General features: G+C 45.2%; 10 protein-coding genes and 1 pseudogene. 8 read left to right on the top strand and 3 right to left on the bottom strand.

The window, feature by feature from the left end; genetic code table 11:
* Positions 1 to 5: 5 nt before the first annotated feature.
* Positions 6 to 758 carry an electron transfer flavoprotein subunit beta/FixA family protein gene (locus AC6R16_RS17695; RefSeq protein WP_500675253.1) on the bottom strand — a complete coding sequence of 251 codons (753 nt, stop codon included), beginning with the start codon at positions 756 to 758 and terminating at the stop codon, positions 6 to 8.
* Between the two features lie 111 nt (positions 759 to 869).
* Between AC6R16_RS17695 and AC6R16_RS17690 the strand changes: the two genes are divergently transcribed.
* Entirely contained in the window at positions 870 to 2,528 is a 1,659-nt protein-coding gene (locus AC6R16_RS17690; RefSeq protein ID WP_500675252.1) for an electron transfer flavoprotein-ubiquinone oxidoreductase, read from the top strand.
* Here the strand turns inward: AC6R16_RS17690 and AC6R16_RS17685 are convergent.
* Complete coding sequence (locus AC6R16_RS17685; protein ID WP_500675251.1) at positions 2,521 to 5,085, bottom strand: DUF294 nucleotidyltransferase-like domain-containing protein; 2,565 nt, start codon at positions 5,083 to 5,085, stop codon at positions 2,521 to 2,523. The two genes, AC6R16_RS17690 and AC6R16_RS17685, sit on opposite strands and share 8 nt — an antisense overlap.
* Positions 5,086 to 5,449: 364 nt before the next feature.
* Here AC6R16_RS17685 and AC6R16_RS17680 point away from each other — a divergent pair, with 364 nt between their 5' ends.
* From AC6R16_RS17680 to AC6R16_RS17650, 7 genes and pseudogenes are all read left to right on the top strand, one after another.
* On the top strand, positions 5,450 to 6,910 hold the full coding sequence (locus AC6R16_RS17680) for a DUF3360 family protein (RefSeq protein WP_004743081.1): 1,461 nt from the start codon (positions 5,450 to 5,452) through the stop codon (positions 6,908 to 6,910).
* 319 nt (positions 6,911 to 7,229) lie between these two features.
* The gene (locus tag AC6R16_RS17675) at positions 7,230 to 8,462 is read left to right on the top strand and encodes an L-lactate MFS transporter (RefSeq protein ID WP_500675250.1); all 1,233 of its coding nucleotides are present in this window, start codon (positions 7,230 to 7,232) and stop codon (positions 8,460 to 8,462) included.
* Positions 8,463 to 8,525: 63 nt separating this feature from the next.
* Positions 8,526 to 10,139 carry a VRR-NUC domain-containing protein gene (locus AC6R16_RS17670; protein WP_500675249.1) on the top strand — a complete coding sequence of 538 codons (1,614 nt, stop codon included), beginning with the start codon at positions 8,526 to 8,528 and terminating at the stop codon, positions 10,137 to 10,139.
* Between the two features lie 110 nt (positions 10,140 to 10,249).
* Positions 10,250 to 11,002 (top strand): response regulator transcription factor, encoded by a 753-nt coding sequence (locus AC6R16_RS17665; protein ID WP_500675248.1) that lies wholly within the window; start codon positions 10,250 to 10,252, stop codon positions 11,000 to 11,002.
* Positions 10,999 to 12,333 (top strand): annotated as a pseudogene (locus tag AC6R16_RS17660) (sensor histidine kinase). The gene AC6R16_RS17665 and the pseudogene AC6R16_RS17660 overlap by 4 nt, the downstream one beginning before the upstream one ends.
* A gap of 157 nt (positions 12,334 to 12,490) precedes the next feature.
* Positions 12,491 to 14,401, top strand: a complete 1,911-nt coding sequence (locus tag AC6R16_RS17655; RefSeq protein ID WP_500675247.1) for a TonB-dependent receptor domain-containing protein — start codon at positions 12,491 to 12,493, stop codon at positions 14,399 to 14,401.
* Positions 14,402 to 14,410: 9 nt separating this feature from the next.
* Positions 14,411 to 15,313: a siderophore ABC transporter substrate-binding protein gene (locus AC6R16_RS17650; RefSeq protein WP_500675246.1), complete on the top strand. Its 903-nt coding sequence runs from the start codon at positions 14,411 to 14,413 to the stop codon at positions 15,311 to 15,313.
* Between the two features lie 40 nt (positions 15,314 to 15,353).
* Here the strand turns inward: AC6R16_RS17650 and amt are convergent, their stop codons facing one another.
* On the bottom strand, positions 15,354 to 17,246 hold the full coding sequence (gene amt / locus AC6R16_RS17645) for an ammonium transporter (protein WP_500675245.1): 1,893 nt from the start codon (positions 17,244 to 17,246) through the stop codon (positions 15,354 to 15,356).
* Positions 17,247 to 17,301 lie beyond the last annotated feature (55 nt).

Genomic DNA, 17,301 nt, shown 5'->3' with positions numbered 1-17,301 from the left:
ATCCCCTATTCAATGACTTTCGCTTCATTTTTAAGTTTGTCGACTAGCTCAGTAACACTAGCGACCATAACGCCTGCTTCTCGCTTCGGCGGTGCAAAGACTTGCAGCGTCTGCTGCGAAGATTTAATCTCGATTCCAAGAGACTCCGCCTCGACGACATCTAATGGTTTTTTCTTCGCTTTCATGATGTTAGGTAGTGACGCATATCTCGGTTCATTTAATCTCAGGTCGGTACTTACCACAGCAGGTAACGATATTTGTAGTGTCTCTAAGCCACCATCAATCTCTCGCGTCACAATCGCTTTATTGTTTTCAATCTGTATGTTCGACGCGAATGTCGCCTGAGGACATGCCATTATAGCCGCCAACATTTGCGCGACCTGATTGTTGTCATTATCGATTGATTGCTTACCCAGTAGGACTAATTTAGCCTCCTCTTGAAGCGCAATAGCTTTAAGTAGTTTGGCAATAACAAGAGGCTGGCACGTTTTCTCGGTATCGAGGTGAATCGCTCTATCCGCACCAAGGGCCAACGCGCTTCTAAGCTGCTCCTGACACACAGCCGAACCAATTGAAACCGCGACGACTTCACTCGCAACACCACTTTCTTTAAGTCGAATCGCTTCTTCAACGGCTATTTCGCAAAATGGATTAATGGTCATTTTGACGTTGCCTGTTTCAACACCAGACTCGTCCGCCTTTATCCTGACTTTTGTATACGGGTCAATCACACGCTTAATCGCTACCAGTACTTTCATTACTCTCTCCAAGAACAATGTATGTAGTTTGAGCTTAGTAAAGTTTACGTTTACGTCAACTGTAACTATATTTAATGCAATCAACATTTTTAAAATGGAAGGTTGAACACAATGGAAAGAGAAAGCATGGATTTTGATGTAGTGATTGTCGGCGCTGGTCCTGCCGGGCTTTCAGCTGCATGTCGGCTTGCACAACTATCTCAGCAACAAGAGAAACCTCTTTCTATTTGCGTGGTAGAAAAAGGCCCCGAAGTTGGCGCGCACATACTCTCTGGGGCGGCGTTTGAAACATCGGCTCTTGATGAACTCTTCCCAGACTGGCGTGAACTAGGTGCACCAGTGACTACCCCCGTCTCGCAAGATGAGTTTCTGTATCTCACCACCGCGCAAAATCATGTTCAGATACCCGAGTTATTCACCCCACTCGCGATGAGAAACAGTAGCCAGAATTACGTGATTAGCTTGAGTAAGCTATGCCGCTGGTTAGCAGAGCAAGCTGAAAGCCTAGGCGTTGAGGTTTTTCCCGGCTTTCCTGCTAAAGAAGTCTGCTTTGACGACAATGGCGCCGTGACTGGCATTATCACTGTCGACATGGGCTTAGATAAAAATGGCGAGCAGAAAAACACCTTCCAAGCGGGCATACAACTCAACGCCAAACAAACCATCTTTGCTGAAGGCGCGCGAGGTAGTCTAGGGAAAAGCCTAATCAAACATTTCAACCTTGATCGTGATCGTCAGCCACAACACTACGCCTTGGGTATTAAAGAAGTTTGGACACTGCCTGAAGGTGATGAAAGATACAGTCCCGGTTTAGTGGTTCATTCTACTGGCTGGCCTTTGAGCGAGTCTGACTCGACGGGAGGCGGCTTTTTATATCATCTTGAGGATAACCTGATTGCGGTAGGATTGATCACCGACCTTAATTATCACAACCCTTACATGAGCCCTTTCGATGAATTCCAAAGGCTTAAACATCACCCACGTTTTGCCCATTTTCTGCAAGGGGCTGAAAGAATCGCTTATGGTGCTCGCGCTATTGCCAAAGGCGGCTTGCTCTCGCTTCCTAAGCAGCAATTTGCTGGTGGACTTTTAATTGGCTGCGACGCTGGCACACTCAACTCGGCCAAAATCAAAGGTTGTCACACCGCAATGAAATCTGGGCTTCTGGCTGCACAAGCCGCATTCGACGCTATTGAAAGAGACCAAGTGGAAGCAGAATACCAAGCATTGTTTTTAGATTCTTGGCTATACCAAGAGCTCAATCAAACCCGTAATTTCCCCGGCGCGATTCATAAATATGGTTCCCTCTTGGGGGGAGCGCTGGCGCTGTTGGAACAAAATGTCTGGCATAAGCTAACCAACGGACAATCCAGTTGGGATATTGGCGACCAACAAGCTGACTATGTAGCGATGCATGAGTTATCTCGCTGTAAGCCAATCCACTACGCTAAGCCTGATGGTGTTCTTAGTTTTGACAAAACCTCTTCCGTCTTTCTTTCGTCCACCTTTCATGAAGAGAACCAACCTTGTCACTTACTGCTTGCCGATCAGCAGTTGCCTATTACTCATCATACAACCCTATTTGACGAACCTAGCCAACGCTATTGCCCTGCAGGAGTTTACGAGATTATTGAAGTCGAGGGGCAGCTTAAGTTACAGATAAACGCAGCGAACTGTTTGCATTGCAAAACCTGCGATATAAAAGATCCTTCGCAAAATATCACCTGGGTTCCCCCTGAGGGCGGCGGACCGAACTACACAACTATGTAGCCAGCCCAAAATCATGCCGCACCTTTTGGTGAAACATCGAAATCCGGCTGACGACATTTTTAAGGTTCTGCTGTTCTAATAGAGTTAAGTCATCGACCGTTAACATGTCATTGATTTGCCTTAAGTCGCTGTATTCTATGATTTGATTCATAAAGCGGAGATGCCATATATGATCGAAGATATACACCATTTCTCTAAAGGTTTTAGCATCGATTTCTTGCGCAGCATGGAGCCCTTTTAACCGTTCGACCGTATTACTTTCTCGGATATCATGTTTGAGAGCATAGAGACGACAAAAGATCTCCATTGGCCTTAGGCAATCTTTAAGGTTGATTGTTTCACGCCCTTCATGTTGCTCTGTAACTAGCACGTTTTCATCGTTGAGAGGAATAGAATGCGCAAGACAGTTTTGCGCGTATACACCAAGAAACTCTGGTTGATTCGATAATAGCTTCTGAATATGAGACTGGATCCCAGCCGCTAATCGGGGGTCACCATAGGTTGAGCGGATATCAAAGAATACGTTCAGTTCCAATATGCCGTCAGGGGTCGCTTGTTGGATCCACTGGTCAAAATTGCTTTGCCACTCGTTCTCGCTCAAACACCACTGATGGTTAGAGGCCATAATCAAGCCGTCACAATAGCTATAACCGGCCTGATTGAGCATGGCACATACCTTTTCTGCTAGGTGAAGAAAATAGCGACGAGTGGCTTTAAGGTCTTGGTCATCGGGTGTCTCGAATACGATCGCATTATCCTGATCGGAAAATAGAGTCATGTCATGGCGAGCATTACTACCAAACGATAAGAAAGAGAATGGCACGGGCGGCTCACCTATCTCTTGAATGGTCAGTTCGATAAAGCGACCAATCGCCGCATCATAGGTACTGCCAATTAGTCTTCTTAAGTGATCGGGACGAGCACCTGCGGCAATCATCTCGCGAATCAAATCGGTCAATCGGTTGAGAGATTCAATAACATGGCTATGGCTTTCTCCATGCTCAATGTCTAAAACGATACTTGCACTGGTTTTTTGATAATCTGTACTCGGGTTTACTGAACCAAAGCTCGCGCCATACACTTTGCGAACGATAGGACGAAAAGAGATAACATGGCCTAACTTCTCTGACAGGAAGATTCGAGAGGTACTTAAAATAATGTCTATCTCGCGACCGCTTTTAGTGACGATCTGAGCTTCAAACTCGGCAGGCTCTGTTTGGTGGCTAAATAACTGTAATAAATGTTCTATAACGTTTTTGTTATGTGCCGCACTGGAGAATAGTTCCTGCCATATCGTTTGAGACTTGAGTTCAGTATCTGTGTAGCCAAGTAATTGATGAAGGCGAGAGTTAGAGAAAATAATCTTGCCATCTGCTTCTAAAATGTATCCTTCATTAGAAGACTCAACCAATGCCTTATAGCGGTTCTTCGCCTCATTTAGAGCGTGTTCAGCGCGTTTCTTTCTTCGCTCTATCACTTTTGATTGAGCGATGACGTAGAACAAAATGAGCGCCAAACCTAAAGTGATCAATACAAACACTCGATATAGCGTACTTTCTAGTTTATCAATCTCTTGCTGTACGTCCTGTAAGTAGACGCCTGTACCAACAACCCACTGCCACTCTTCTACCCCTTCAACATATGTCATCTTCGGAGCGGTAACCGTCGCATCGTCTTTCCATTGCCAAAGATATTCTAGATAGCCTTCGTGCGAACTGTTCACCAGATTAACTAACTCGACAAAAATGGGAAAACGTGAATCATCATTCTCGTAATAATGGGTTAAGTCTTTATTGGTTAGATCATGGCGATAAGGATGCATAATCATTCTTGGATGCATGTCAGTGATAAAGAAATAATCTTTATTTTCAGCGCCATACCTCATCGACTTAATATCCATCGCCGCTTTAGACTGAGCCTCTTCTCTACTTAGCTTGCCGCTTTGTTCCAGTTTGATGTATCTGTCGACCACACTGACTGCCGTGGAAGTGAGTTCCTTAAGCATCTGCTGTTTCTGGTTGACCATGGAGTCTTCCACTAAGGGCAAAATCACATAAATAATCGCGGTAACGAACAAAATAATGGCGCTGACTGTCGGCAAAACGATACGTAAACTAAATCGGCTTAATGTAGATTGATGATCAGTTTGCTGGGCATTTAAGCCAGCAAAGTAATCTTCAAGCTCGCGCTCATCAAGGACATCACCAAGCTCATCTTGATGATTGACATCATGGTACTTGGCGGTGAAAGAGCCGTTCTCAAAGTCAGCTTTCGACGGTAAATATCCGTGGTAGTCATCACGTACATGAGTTTCAAAAACGTCTTTTATCTGTTGGCTCGTATACTTATCACCAAACTCCTGAATAGCTTCAGAAAGGGCCTCTTTGCAATGACGGAATCGCCGGTGGGAATAAGGGTCAAACTCCAGCTCTCTGGCCATGGTTTCATGGTGACCTTCGCCATTGAAGTCAAAAAAGCCGTCTATCCAACGATGAATATCTTCAGCACGAAGTCCATATAAGCGCTCTGTTCGGTTAGCGTGTTCAGAAATTTTCATCGGATTTTAGTCATTTCCTTGCATATTGATAAATAAATCAAAAATGTGCGGCACGTAGCATTTTTATTAAAACCCAATCATCGTAACTATACCTTCGAAATTTTACTTAATCGAAATCAATAATTATCAAATACCCCTTTCTTAGTATGAGGCCAATGTTTTGACTCGATTTTTGACAAGGTGCCCAAGAGTTATCTTGTCGTCATCAACGAAGTGAGTTCATGTTTTCCCACCTTTTCAATGAGATAAGGTTCTTGGTAGCGTCTGGGATGTCGTCTCGTACTGATCGAAGGTCAGTATACCAAGTGTAAGTGGAGAGCTAATTGACATGGTTCAACTTCGTCTCATAACAAAGGAAGACGAAATGTCTAACACTAGTAAAACCTTTTACAGAGATATGCGTAAGAAAGCGCATGAATTTGAGAGCCGAGAAGAGTTTCTCAACCATGATCTAAAGATCATGAGTTTTCGCCGCTGGGGTATTCACTTACCCTCACGTGATTACAGTATTGAAATAGAAGACTGGGTTCCTGCCCTAGCCGCGACCATAGGTAAAGTGGTCATGGTGACGGCAATGGTCGCCGCCTTTGCTGCTCAATTTGGTTTATCACCTGAATTTGTTGCAGAAAACGTTCGTTACGAACTGCTCATTGCGGGTGCTCTGTTTGTTATCCTTTTTTCAGCCATTTTAAATCCAAACGCTAACTTAGCCGGGACTCATGGGCCAATGATCCCATTGATACCGCTTATCGCTGCCGCGGGTGGGCATCCGTTAGCGCTTGGCTTAATGGTCTGTGCCTTTGGTTTGATCCTTGCCTTTACTAAAGGGGGTTCCAAGCTCATGACCTTAACAGGGGTCGGTGTGCGAGGAGGCTTATTGATTTACCTAGGCGCGGTCGGTTTGATTGGTCAAATCAACAAGACCGAAGCGTGGGCTGCAAGTAGCGATCAGGGCTACATCTCTTTTGCCGTTATCGGTGTGACTGTGATGGTTTATGCTTATCTCGCCAAAATCAATAAACGTTGGTTAGCCATCCCCCTATGTTCAGCGCTTGCAGGTATCGTAGCGTACGTTATGGGTGCTGATTTCTCGTTTACAACAGAACCTGGCCTCCCACACTTTAGTCCATTCTACTGGTGGGGCGAAGACACAGGTTGGCAATTAGGTTGGCCTAATCTAGAACACTTTATCGCGGTCACACCTTTTGCTCTGCTTGCCGTCGCTATGTGGTCACCTGACTATCTAGGCCACCGTGTATTCCAAGAACTGAACTACCCGAAAGAGGCCAAAGGCGTCTTAATGGACGTTGACGATACTATGGTTGGCGCGTCAGTTCGCCAAGGTGTCGGTGCACTTTTAGGTGGTGGTAACTTAGCCTCATCGTGGGGTACGTACATGATTCCTGCGGCGATTGCTAAACGCCCTATCCCAGGTGGTGCTTTGCTGACAGGTTTGATGTGTATCGCAGCATCAGTTATTGGCTATCCGATGGACCTGGCCATGTGGGAGCCTGTACTACGAGTCGCACTTATTGTGGGTGTTTTCCTACCACTACTTGAAGCGGGTATGCAGATGATTCACAAGCACAAAGATTCGCTCAGTGCTGGTATCTGTATCTTTGCTTGTGCGTTTGTGAACCCTGTCTTTGGCTGGGCGACAACCATGCTGCTCGATAACATGGGGCTAATTGGCGACCACGAGCGTGCGAAGTCTTTATCACCAAAAGATAAGTACCTTATTCCAGGTCTTGCATTCATCATTTGTGTTGGCTCACTCGCGTTTGTCGGTCAGTTACCTGGTATCCCTGCTCTAATTGGTAATTAATCCCTCCTTCTCAAGGCGCAGTTCAGTACCATTCTGCGCCTTTTCTTTTCTGTACTCCTCTATCAACTACATTCACCCAACTTATATATCAGGCTAATTATCGCTCACCTCCCCGTGTTTCATCATCTGCAGGAAATCTCTTAGGATACAAAAATTCAACAATATTAGAGAAATATTAGAATTAGTTGAAAAAGAGATTCCAATCACATTTTATTCGGTTATAATTCGCGCCCATTGCGATTTATGTTGATAAACGCAAACTTAATTTGAGCAAATGACCTGTTAACCGATCCTCTTTTGAGGAAAAACGAGAAGAAAAATGAGCAAGATTGATAAAGCTATGCGTATCCTGCTAGCGGGATTCTGTATCAACCTTTGTCTTGGCATCCTGTATGCTTGGAGTGTATTCAACAAGGCACTAGTGACCGAGTCAGGTTGGAGCGCAGCTGAAGCTTCAGCGCCTTACGCAACGGCAACGATCACTTTCTCTATCTGTCTTCTGGTTGCTGGTATCCTACAAGACCGTATGGGCCCTCGCTTGATCCTTATCCTAGGTACTGTGCTAACAGGTCTAGGCATGATCGCATCTGGCTTTGTTGATTCACCACTTATGCTGAACATCACTTTTGGTGTTATCACTGGTGCAGGTATCGGTTTTGGCTATGCATGTCTTTCTCCTTCTGCAATGAAGTGGTTCCACGCGTCTAAGAAAGGTATGGTTAACGGCATTATCGCAGCAGGCTTTGGTCTAGCAGCTATCTACTTAGCGCCGGTGACTTCTGCTCTAATCACAAGCATGGGTATCCAAACCAGCTTTATGATTCTTGGTGTTGGTGTCCTTGCTATCGCTGTACCTTTAGCTGCAACTATCAGCAACCCACCAGCAGATTACACGCCTGCTGAACCAAAAGTAAAAGAAGGCCAAGCGCCAAAAGTGGTTAAGAAGTCTGACGACCTAACTTGGAAAGCTATGCTTAAAACGCCTCAGTTCTACTCTCTATGGATCATGTACGCGTTCGCAGCGTCTGTTGGCCTGATGATCATTGGTAACATCACGACCATCGCAAGTGTTCAAGCAAACCTACCAAACGCAGTTTACCTAGCGTCTATCCTAGCGGTATTCAACTCTGGCGGCCGTGTTGCTGCTGGTATGCTTGCAGACAAAATTGGTGGCGTACGTACACTACTTCTAGCGTTCGTTCTTCAGGGCATCAACATGGTTTTATTTGCAACCTTCAACTCTGAGTTCACACTAATCATTGGTACAGCGATCGCAGCAGTAGGTTACGGTACTCTTCTAGCAGTATTCCCGACCCTAACCGCTGAGTTCTACGGTCTTAAGAACTATGGTACTAACTACGGCGTGCTATACACAGCATGGGGTATTGGTGGTGCAATCGGTGCTGCAGTTGTTGGCTTCTCAATGACTAATGGTGAAGGCTACGGTCTTGCGTACACTATCTCAGCAGCGATGATGGCAGTTTGTATCGTACTTGCCTTCATTACTCGACCGCTATCTGAAGCGAAAATCGCTGAGCTTAAAAGCGCTTAATATATTGAATTACTAGCAAAAAGGCTTAACCTTAGGGTTAAGCCTTTTTTGTATCTCGCAGTTATGTCTGACCCTATCGAACTTGCACCTGACTATTATCTTCACAATTTCACCAAGCTAATTACTCATGCTTTAGACTGGTATCCTGACTTTCTGACTGAAAATGAACTCAATTGGCTACACAGTTTCGAACGGTTAGACAAAAACTCACAATGTTTGTTAGTGCGGTTACTATCTCGCAAAGGCGAGTGGTTTCGCTCTGATAAATTAAACTACCCTGAAATTGGCGATATCACACCTTGTCTAGAGTCCCTGCGACTCAGCGATTTCATTACTGTTAATCACGATGTTTGCTCTTTAACGCTTGCCTCCGAGCTACTTACAAAGCCGGAACTATGCTCATTGTTTACCTTCTCGAATAAGACAGCTTGCAAGGAGGTGTTGTTAAACCAGATCGTTCAGGAACCATTTACCCGTTTTGATGACATTAACTTTGTAGTAATCAGACTTAAGCAATCTGAGGTTATTGATGTCTTACTAGCGCTGTTTTTCGCTAACACACACCAAGATCTCAGCCAGTTTGTTCTTGATGATTTAGGTCTGCATCAATTTGAAAACTATCAGCTTAGCGAACAACGCCGATTCTTTTCCACACGGACTGAGCTTAACCAGTTACTACACCTTTCCGATTTACATGCTCGTTATATAGACTCTGATAGGAAAGACGCATCTAGCTTATTGGATCTGCTGGGCGAAATTGAGCACCCATTCTGTCATAACTATATAGAACGTAAGCGTCAGCAATTGATCAACGATATGGCGAGAGATCTAGAGCGGCTAGGAAGACTAGGAGAGTGCCTAGAGTGGTTTGCGAAAACCTCCCTGCCACCATCGCGCGAGCGTCAAGCGCGAGTCCACGATAAACTGGATAACATTGATGACATGAGTGACGTTGTCACTGACATATTACTCCAGCCTGTGGATGTTGGAGAGTTAGAAACTGCGCACAAGCTTGAACAAAGGCTCAAACGCAAACAAGGGCTTCAAGTCCCAAGAGAGAAAAAGCCAAATATTCACGAATACCACTTAGAGTTAGGTCTTTCTGAGCAGCGAGTAGAACTCGCAGTAAAATCGCATTTTGAGCAGCTTGGTTATCAGGTGTTCTATGCCGAGAACCTTTTGCTCAATGGCTTGTTTGGCTTGGCATTCTGGGATGTGGTATTCGCGCCGATAGAAGGTGCTTTCATTAACCGCTATCAACATCGCCCGTTGGATTTGTATCACGCCGATTTTGCCATCAAGCGTCAAGCTTTGATTGACCAAGCATTCTACACTCTAGAGCGTGATGGACTAAACTCTCTTCTCAGCACCTACCACCAGAAATATGGCTTGGCGAACCCGTTTGTCCATTGGGCTGGGTTTGAGCTAGAACTGCTAGAGGCTTGCATCAAGCACATACCAAACCACGTGGCACTATCCCTGTTTAAAGTGATGCTAAAAGATCTCAAACTCTACCGAAGTGGCATGCCTGATCTCATTCTCTTCAAACAAGGTCAGTTTGAATGGGTTGAAGTCAAAGGACCTGGAGATAAGCTGCAAGATAACCAATGGCGTTGGTTTAAGCACTTTATTGAACTCGAGGTTCCATTTGCTGCATGCTACGTGTCGCAAGAATAACGAACAGTTATACAATCTCAGTTTCTTGTTAATGATTAGTATGCAATAGGATTGCATCTACCCCTCCTTTTATTGATAATAATTAGCATTATCAATAAAAGGAGTTTGTTATGTTTGATGGCAGCGTTAACTCGTCTTCGTTTGACAGTGGTGAGATAACTCATACAACGAGTGCCAGCGCCCCCTCGATTCTGCTAGTAGAAGACGATGAACTTCTTAACAAGCAACTCACTGCCCTTCTGAAAAGTCGCTCTTATAGCGTGACTAATCTTATGTGTGGCGCTCAAGCACTGTCAGCATTGAGTCAATGCCAGTTCGACCTTATCATTCTTGACGTTAACCTTCCTGAGGTTGATGGGTTTGGTCTGCTTAATTATATTCGAGCTCATTCCAATACCCCCGTTATCATGCTCACGGCTTTTGGTGCCGAGGAACATCGTATTCGTGGCCTGCAATTTGGCGCGGATGACTATATCAGCAAGCCGTGTAATTTCACTGAAGTGAGCTTACGCATCGATGCTATTTTGCGTCGTTCAGGTTACAACGCTACTCCTAGCTCTAACCGCTACCTTGAACATCATGAGCTCAAACTCGATCGCCACGAATATGAAGTAAGCGTGCTAGGTGCAAGCAAAGTAACGCTGACACCAATACAATTCAAACTACTGTGGACTCTCGTACAGAATCATGGTGTGGTTCAAAGTAAACCCTACCTATATCAAATGGTTCTAGAGCGTGAGTTCAGCCCTTATGATCGCAGCCTAGATATGCATTTAAGCCGAGTTCGCAAAACTTTAACGTCAATGGGTATGCCGCAAGATCGCATTCAAACTGTCCACGGAAAAGGCTACTTAGTAAGATGAAAAAACTGCTATTTTGGCGATTGTTTATCGTTCTGGCTCTTGGCGGTGTCATGTTCTTTTCATTGCTGCATAGCGCTGCCATTCTTTCGAATGAAAAGATGAGCTACATCGATAAATCTCACCAGCAAGAGATCCTCGATTGAGGTGCGCATGTCCAAGACTTGTTGTCGCAAGGGAAACACGACGAGCTCAACGCATGGCTAGAACAACTATCCATTAGAGAAAATACATGGGCGACGGTGCTCCGCTCTCAAGTTGATGTGATTGCAGGTAACCCGCTTAACCAACGGTTTTGGTCAGGCTACGGTATCGGGCGCAATGTTGAGTGGAAGATCCACCTTTACTTCCCTGAAAACCCAATCATGGAAGTCGGACTAGACCCATTTAACTATCATTTTCTGGTCATCCTTCCAGATAGAATGAGACCGGGGACTTATATGTCACACGCATTTTGGTTCTTCCGTTTCATACTTCCATTCACGACCTTGCTCGCGTTAACTATCTATATTTATCGCTACATCATGAGGCCCTTACGTCACTTCCACAAAGCGACCTCTGAATTTAGCCAAGGCAACTACGATGCCCGTATCGCTGACCGCTTTAAGCTAGGAAATGATGAGCTCAGCCAGATTGCGAAAACGTTCGACATGATGGCAGAGCGCACCTCTAATGTGATTGAGCACAATCGTAATTTGATCGCGGAAATGTCCCATGAAATCCGTACGCCGTTGGCGCGTGTCGAAATGGCAACGGATTGTGTCGAGAATCAAATCGACACAAGTGAGATGGTGCAAAGGATCCGCTCAGAAACCAAAGCAATGCGACAGATGGCTGAAGATACTCTCACTTTAGCTTGGCTAGAAAACGAACGACCGGAGTTAACCAATGAAACCTTTGATGTCATCGAACTCATCGAGGCAATTGTTGAAGATGCTCAGTTTGAATACCCAAACAAGCAGATCTGCTTGCAATTGCCACAGCAAGTTGAGTTGCAGCACTCTAATCAACGTGCATTAGCTCAAGCTATCGAAAACATCATCCGCAATGGCCTGAGATACACTCCTGAAGGAGAAAGCCTCAACATCATTGGCAACGCGACAAGCGAGCAGTTCAAGCTGATTATCTCTGATAGTGGCCCGGGACTAGACCCGATGCTAACAAGTAAGATCTTTAGACCTTTCTTTAAAGCAGACAACGATATGGGTTCGCGTAAAGGCTTCGGGGTTGGTTTAGCTCTCGCTAAGCGACATATAGAAGCGGTCAAAGGTTCGATTGAAGCAAGGAACAAGCCTTCTCCAGGGCTTGATATGGTGATTGTGCTACCCAACTGATCTCGTTTACTCGGGTAGAGTTGATTCCTCTACCCGCCTCATCCATTAGTGACTCAAGCTCATTTGTAACAGTTGTAAAACTCATTTACTCACTCAATCAATCACCGCAAAATCCTTCTCGATAATAATTCTCATTACCAGTGGAGGTTGCGGTCAAATGGACACCGTATTCAAGTTAAGCCCTATCGCACTACTATTAGCTACAAACTTTGCTGTAGCAGATGACACAACAGAGACCATAGAAGTCTTAGGTCAGAAAACCCTTGGCGTTGATGCAACAATCACAGCAGATGATTTAGCAAAGCAACAAGCCCAAGACCTCAACGATATCTTTCGTAAAGACGCAGAAGTTAAAGTCGGTGGCTCTTCCGGAATCTCACAAAAGATCTATGTTCGTGGTCTTGAAGATACCATGCTCAATATCTCTATTGATGGTGCCGAACAGTCAGGGAATCTTTTCCACCACCAAGGTCGCCTCTCTATCGAACCAGAATTACTTAAGCAAGTTGATGTGAGTGCTGGTGCTGGACGCGCGACAAATGGCCCGGGGGCGTTAGGTGGTGCGATTCAATTTAAAACCAAAGACGCCCATGATCTACTCTCTTCTGGCGACACATTTGGCGCTCAAGTAAAAGGGGGCTACTACACAAACAACAAAGGTTATAAAGGGTCAGCAAGCCTGTATGGTGAGGTTTCTGAAGACCTAGGGCTTCTGGCTTCATTTGGCTACCAAGATACAGATAATATCGTTGATGGTCACGGTGAAGAGCAGCCTTATACCAAGTCAGAACAAAAAGTCGCCTTGCTGAAGTTATCTGGCAACATTAACAGTCACCACTATATCTCCCTCGCCTATGACTATCGTGATGATGACAGTACGCGCTTAAACCGTCCCCACTTCCAGCCAAGTTTTAAAAACGAACCTCTTCAACAGGAAGCAGACAGACAGACCATCACCGCCAATCACGTCTATACAGAGGGTGATCTCATCAAGATCGACACAACGGTTTACACCACGGAAAACCGTATTGCTCACATAGACCACCCACAGTGGGGAACCAGTGAGGGAACAATTAACACCTTTGGCGGCAAAGTCTTCAACACCGCAACATGGGCAAACAACTCCCTAATTGTGGGCGCTGACTACAAGCAAGATAAGAACAAGTTAAAAGGCTCAACCAATACCTACACGGAAAAAGGCACTGTGTACGGTTTGTTCCTTCAAGATGATTGGAACGTAACCGAATCACTGCTGCTATCTGCTGGTGCGAGATACGACTGGTATGAACTCGATGACAACCTAGATCAAAACTTTGAATCGAGCGATTTCAGCCATAACGTTTCTGCAAATTACCGCTTCGACAATGGCCTCAGCGTCTTTGCTGGTTATGCAGAAGCCTTCAGAGGACAGCAAGTCAAAGAAAACTTCGTATTGGGCTCTAACGAAAACTCTCCAACACGTGGCCCAGAGCGAGCGAAAAACATTGAATATGGTGTCAAGTTTGCGAACGATATGTTCAGAGCGGGTGTGACTGTCTTCGACACTACGATCGATGACGTTGTCGCGTTCGATTACAGCGTGCGTAAGTATGTTAATGCAGGCAAACTCGAAACCTCGGGGGTAACCGCAAACGTCGGGCTAACACTAGAGAGCTTTTTTGCCACGTTAAGCTACAACCAATCAAAGCCAGAGCTTAATGGAAAACCGTTGAGTGACGATAACATGACTTTGGGTACGTCTGTTGGCGATACTTGGTTACTAGATCTTAACTATCTGTGGAATGAAAACCTTGAGTTTGGCTGGCATGTCACCTTGGTAGAAAAGCTCACCGATGTCGCCGATCCTAAGGTAAATCCAGAGAAGCCGGGTTACGATGTCCACGACCTATACGCTCAATGGCGTCCACTCAGCGACGAGGAACTCATTCTCACCGTATCGGTTAAAAACGTGTTTGATAAATACTACCTCGATCATGGTTCTTACCACGAATACATCGGAAGCCCTGTAGCGAAAGGTTACGCCAATGCAGGTCGTGACTTCCGCTTTAATGTTAGCTACGCATTTTAGGAGCTTGGAATGGATTCGATAAAACAATTACTCGCGATCGTCGGCATCGCTATCTTTAGCCCTTTAGTGGGTGCTGAAACTATCACTGTTGAGCACCCTATGGGTCAAACCACACTTGAGTCTAACCCTCAAAGGGTTATCGTTTTAGGCATGGATACCTTAGATGTACTTGATAGTTTAAACATAGAGCCCGTTGGCGTGGTAAAAGTGCCAATGCCGCAGTATCTACATAAGTATCAAAGCAATAAGTACCCTGCTGTCGGTTCTTTGTTCGAACCGGACTTTGAGACTATCTATACCCTTAAACCTGACTTAATCATTGCCAGTAACCGCAGCTCAGAGTCTTACTCAGAACTGACAAAAATTGCACCAACCGTGGTGTTTATGGCTGACCCTGCAAACTACTGGGCAACCACACAAGAAGCATGGCGCATGCTGGGTAAGATTTTTGAAAAGAGTGAGCAAATAGAAAAAGTTATCGCGGAAAAACAACAGCAGATTGATGTTATTAAATCGAAGACAACCCCGGCACATCAAATCATGTTAGTTATGACCAATGGGGGCAAGTTGACCGTGTTCGGCGCACAATCTCGCTACAGTGCTCTGTATAAACTTTTTGGTTTTTCAGAAGTTACCGTTAATGAGGAAAATAAAACTCACGGTGATTTGATTAGCTACGAGTTTATTGCAAACGCCAATCCACCCTACTTGCTAATCCTCGATAGAGATCAAGCCATTGGACGTGATTCTGGTGAAGCCTTTAAAAAGCTCAATAACCCTTTGGTAGCGCAAACGGGAGCCGCTAAGAATGGCCACATCCACTATCTTAACCCACATGCTTGGTACATCTCAGCCAGCGGTATTCAGGCGACACAATTTATGATTGATGACGTCAACGCCGTGCTGAATTAAACCATCACTAAAGAGCCAGTCAGTATCCACTGCTGGCTCTTTACTCAGCAAACTCAGAGAAGAACATCACTTGATTTCGCCCTTTTGACTTAGCTTTAAATAGCGCTCGATCCGCTTCGTCAAACAAAGCGGTGTGAGGCAAGTTGATTCTTCCATCCCACAAAGCGCCACCAATACTCACAGTAACAAAATCACAATCGGCATGAGCATGAGGTATTTCTAGTTTCTCAACTTCATAGCGCAACGCTTCAGCAACCTTCTTAGCCTCTTCAATCGTGGTGTTACGCAGAATAAAAGCAAACTCTTCACCCCCTATTCGCGCGAACACATCTCTTTTACGGCTGGTAATTCGGCTCAATGCCTGACAAATATTTTGTAAGCAGTAGTCACCGAGTTGATGCCCATAGTGGTCGTTATACTGTTTGAAATAATCAATATCCAAAATCAGCAAGGCAAAGTCTTCATCACTCTCGTGACTCTGGCGCATGGTATTTTCCATTGCCTGCTCATAAACTCTGCGGTTAGCAATCCCAGTCAGGGGGTCTAGGCTCGCCATACGCAGCAGTTCTTGTTCTTTCTTGCGAAAATGCTTGTTGGTGCTATCCAGCAAATAGTTATAGGTCATAGAGAGATTGGAATAGCTTGAACCGTGGTCGACTTCGAGATGCTTTTCTTCATCATGACTTTTGACTACGCGATCAAACTGTTCCATCAAGTCAATGAGCTCATCCTTCATACCATGCTCTCCAAAATTAAGCCCGATGGTTTCGGTTTGAGCCGACACACGGAGAGGATGAAAATGGTTAATGAGTTTGAGTAGTGGATAGCTCACCCCGACCACCCATACAGCGGTTGAGGCGATGCCCGTCAACTGTATAAATAACTGATCAATTCGGCTAGCAGCGTGGAGCTGTTCTATTGGCGCAAACAATGCGACCGCGAGGGTCCCCCACACTCCGCCGCCTAAGTGAACAGGGACGGCTGATACTACATCATCTAATCGGAGTCTTTCTAAGAGGCTAACCAGTATTACACTAATGCATCCGCCAACTGCACCAATGGCAACCGCTCCTGCCAAGTTAGCAATATTGGCACTTGCCGAGATAGACACCAAGCCAGCTAAAAGTCCATTCAATATGTAACGCGTACCACGCATGGAGTGGATGTTCCAAGACAACAATAAGGCACTAAAACCGCCGGTACAGGCTGATATCGCAGTATTTGAAAATATCTTTGCTAGGTTTTCATCAGGATGGATTACGCTACCACCATTAAAGCCGAACCAACCAATGAAAAGTAGAAACGTGCCAAGCGCAGAAAGAGGTAAGTTTTGGCTGTACATTTCTCTTGGTTTACCATCTTCGGTATAGCGACCTAGACGCGCACCGACAACAATAATGGCAACCAGAGCGATCCACCCACCGACAGAGTGAACCACTGTAGAGCCTGCAAAATCAATGAAGCCGCGTTCAGCGAGCCAGCCCATTCCCGTTGACTTAATATGGGTGCCATTCCAAATCCAATGGCCTACAACTGGGAATAACAAGGTTGCCGTAATCAATGAGCTAATTAAGTAGCCTGAGAACCGCATCCGTTCGGCCACCGCGCCAGATAGAATGGTCGCTGCGGTGCCACAAAACATCATTTGAAACAGGAAGAACGCCAGAATCAGTGGCACGGTTTGTTCTGACAAGACAAACAAGTCCGTCCCTATCAATCCGTTCCAACTTTCTCCATACATAAAGCCAAAACCGATTAACCAGTAAAACAGCCCACTGACACAAAAATCGGCAACATTTTTGAGCGAGACATTAATGTTGTTTTTGTTACGAACCAACCCACTTTCAAAGCAAGTAAAGCCCGGCTGCATCAGCAGAACTAATGCAGTACACAACAGAATCCAGGTAATGCTAATCGTGTCGCTCTCGATCATGGCTAGGCCCAAAAGGTCGCTCTATTTTACCTTTGTTATTAACCGAGCATAGTTA

Source organism: Vibrio sp. R10-SG3-ISO10 (assembly GCF_059834185.1).
Note: the sequence above shows the minus strand (reverse complement) of the source record. Positions and strands in the feature narration are given on the sequence as shown.

Excerpts from the sequence above, each read along its gene's own strand:
- AC6R16_RS17675 (WP_500675250.1), top strand. The coding sequence starts at position 7,230 with ATGAGCAAGATTGATAAAGCTATGCGTATCCTGCTAGCGGGATTCTGT.
- AC6R16_RS17665 (WP_500675248.1), top strand. The coding sequence starts at position 10,250 with ATGTTTGATGGCAGCGTTAACTCGTCTTCGTTTGACAGTGGTGAGATA.
- AC6R16_RS17680 (WP_004743081.1), top strand. The coding sequence starts at position 5,450 with ATGTCTAACACTAGTAAAACCTTTTACAGAGATATGCGTAAGAAAGCG.
- AC6R16_RS17690 (WP_500675252.1), top strand. The coding sequence starts at position 870 with ATGGAAAGAGAAAGCATGGATTTTGATGTAGTGATTGTCGGCGCTGGT.
- AC6R16_RS17655 (WP_500675247.1), top strand. The coding sequence starts at position 12,491 with ATGGACACCGTATTCAAGTTAAGCCCTATCGCACTACTATTAGCTACA.
- AC6R16_RS17670 (WP_500675249.1), top strand. The coding sequence starts at position 8,526 with ATGTCTGACCCTATCGAACTTGCACCTGACTATTATCTTCACAATTTC.
- amt (WP_500675245.1), bottom strand. The coding sequence starts at position 17,246 with ATGATCGAGAGCGACACGATTAGCATTACCTGGATTCTGTTGTGTACT.
- AC6R16_RS17685 (WP_500675251.1), bottom strand. The coding sequence starts at position 5,085 with ATGAAAATTTCTGAACACGCTAACCGAACAGAGCGCTTATATGGACTT.
- AC6R16_RS17695 (WP_500675253.1), bottom strand. The coding sequence starts at position 758 with ATGAAAGTACTGGTAGCGATTAAGCGTGTGATTGACCCGTATACAAAA.
- AC6R16_RS17650 (WP_500675246.1), top strand. The coding sequence starts at position 14,411 with ATGGATTCGATAAAACAATTACTCGCGATCGTCGGCATCGCTATCTTT.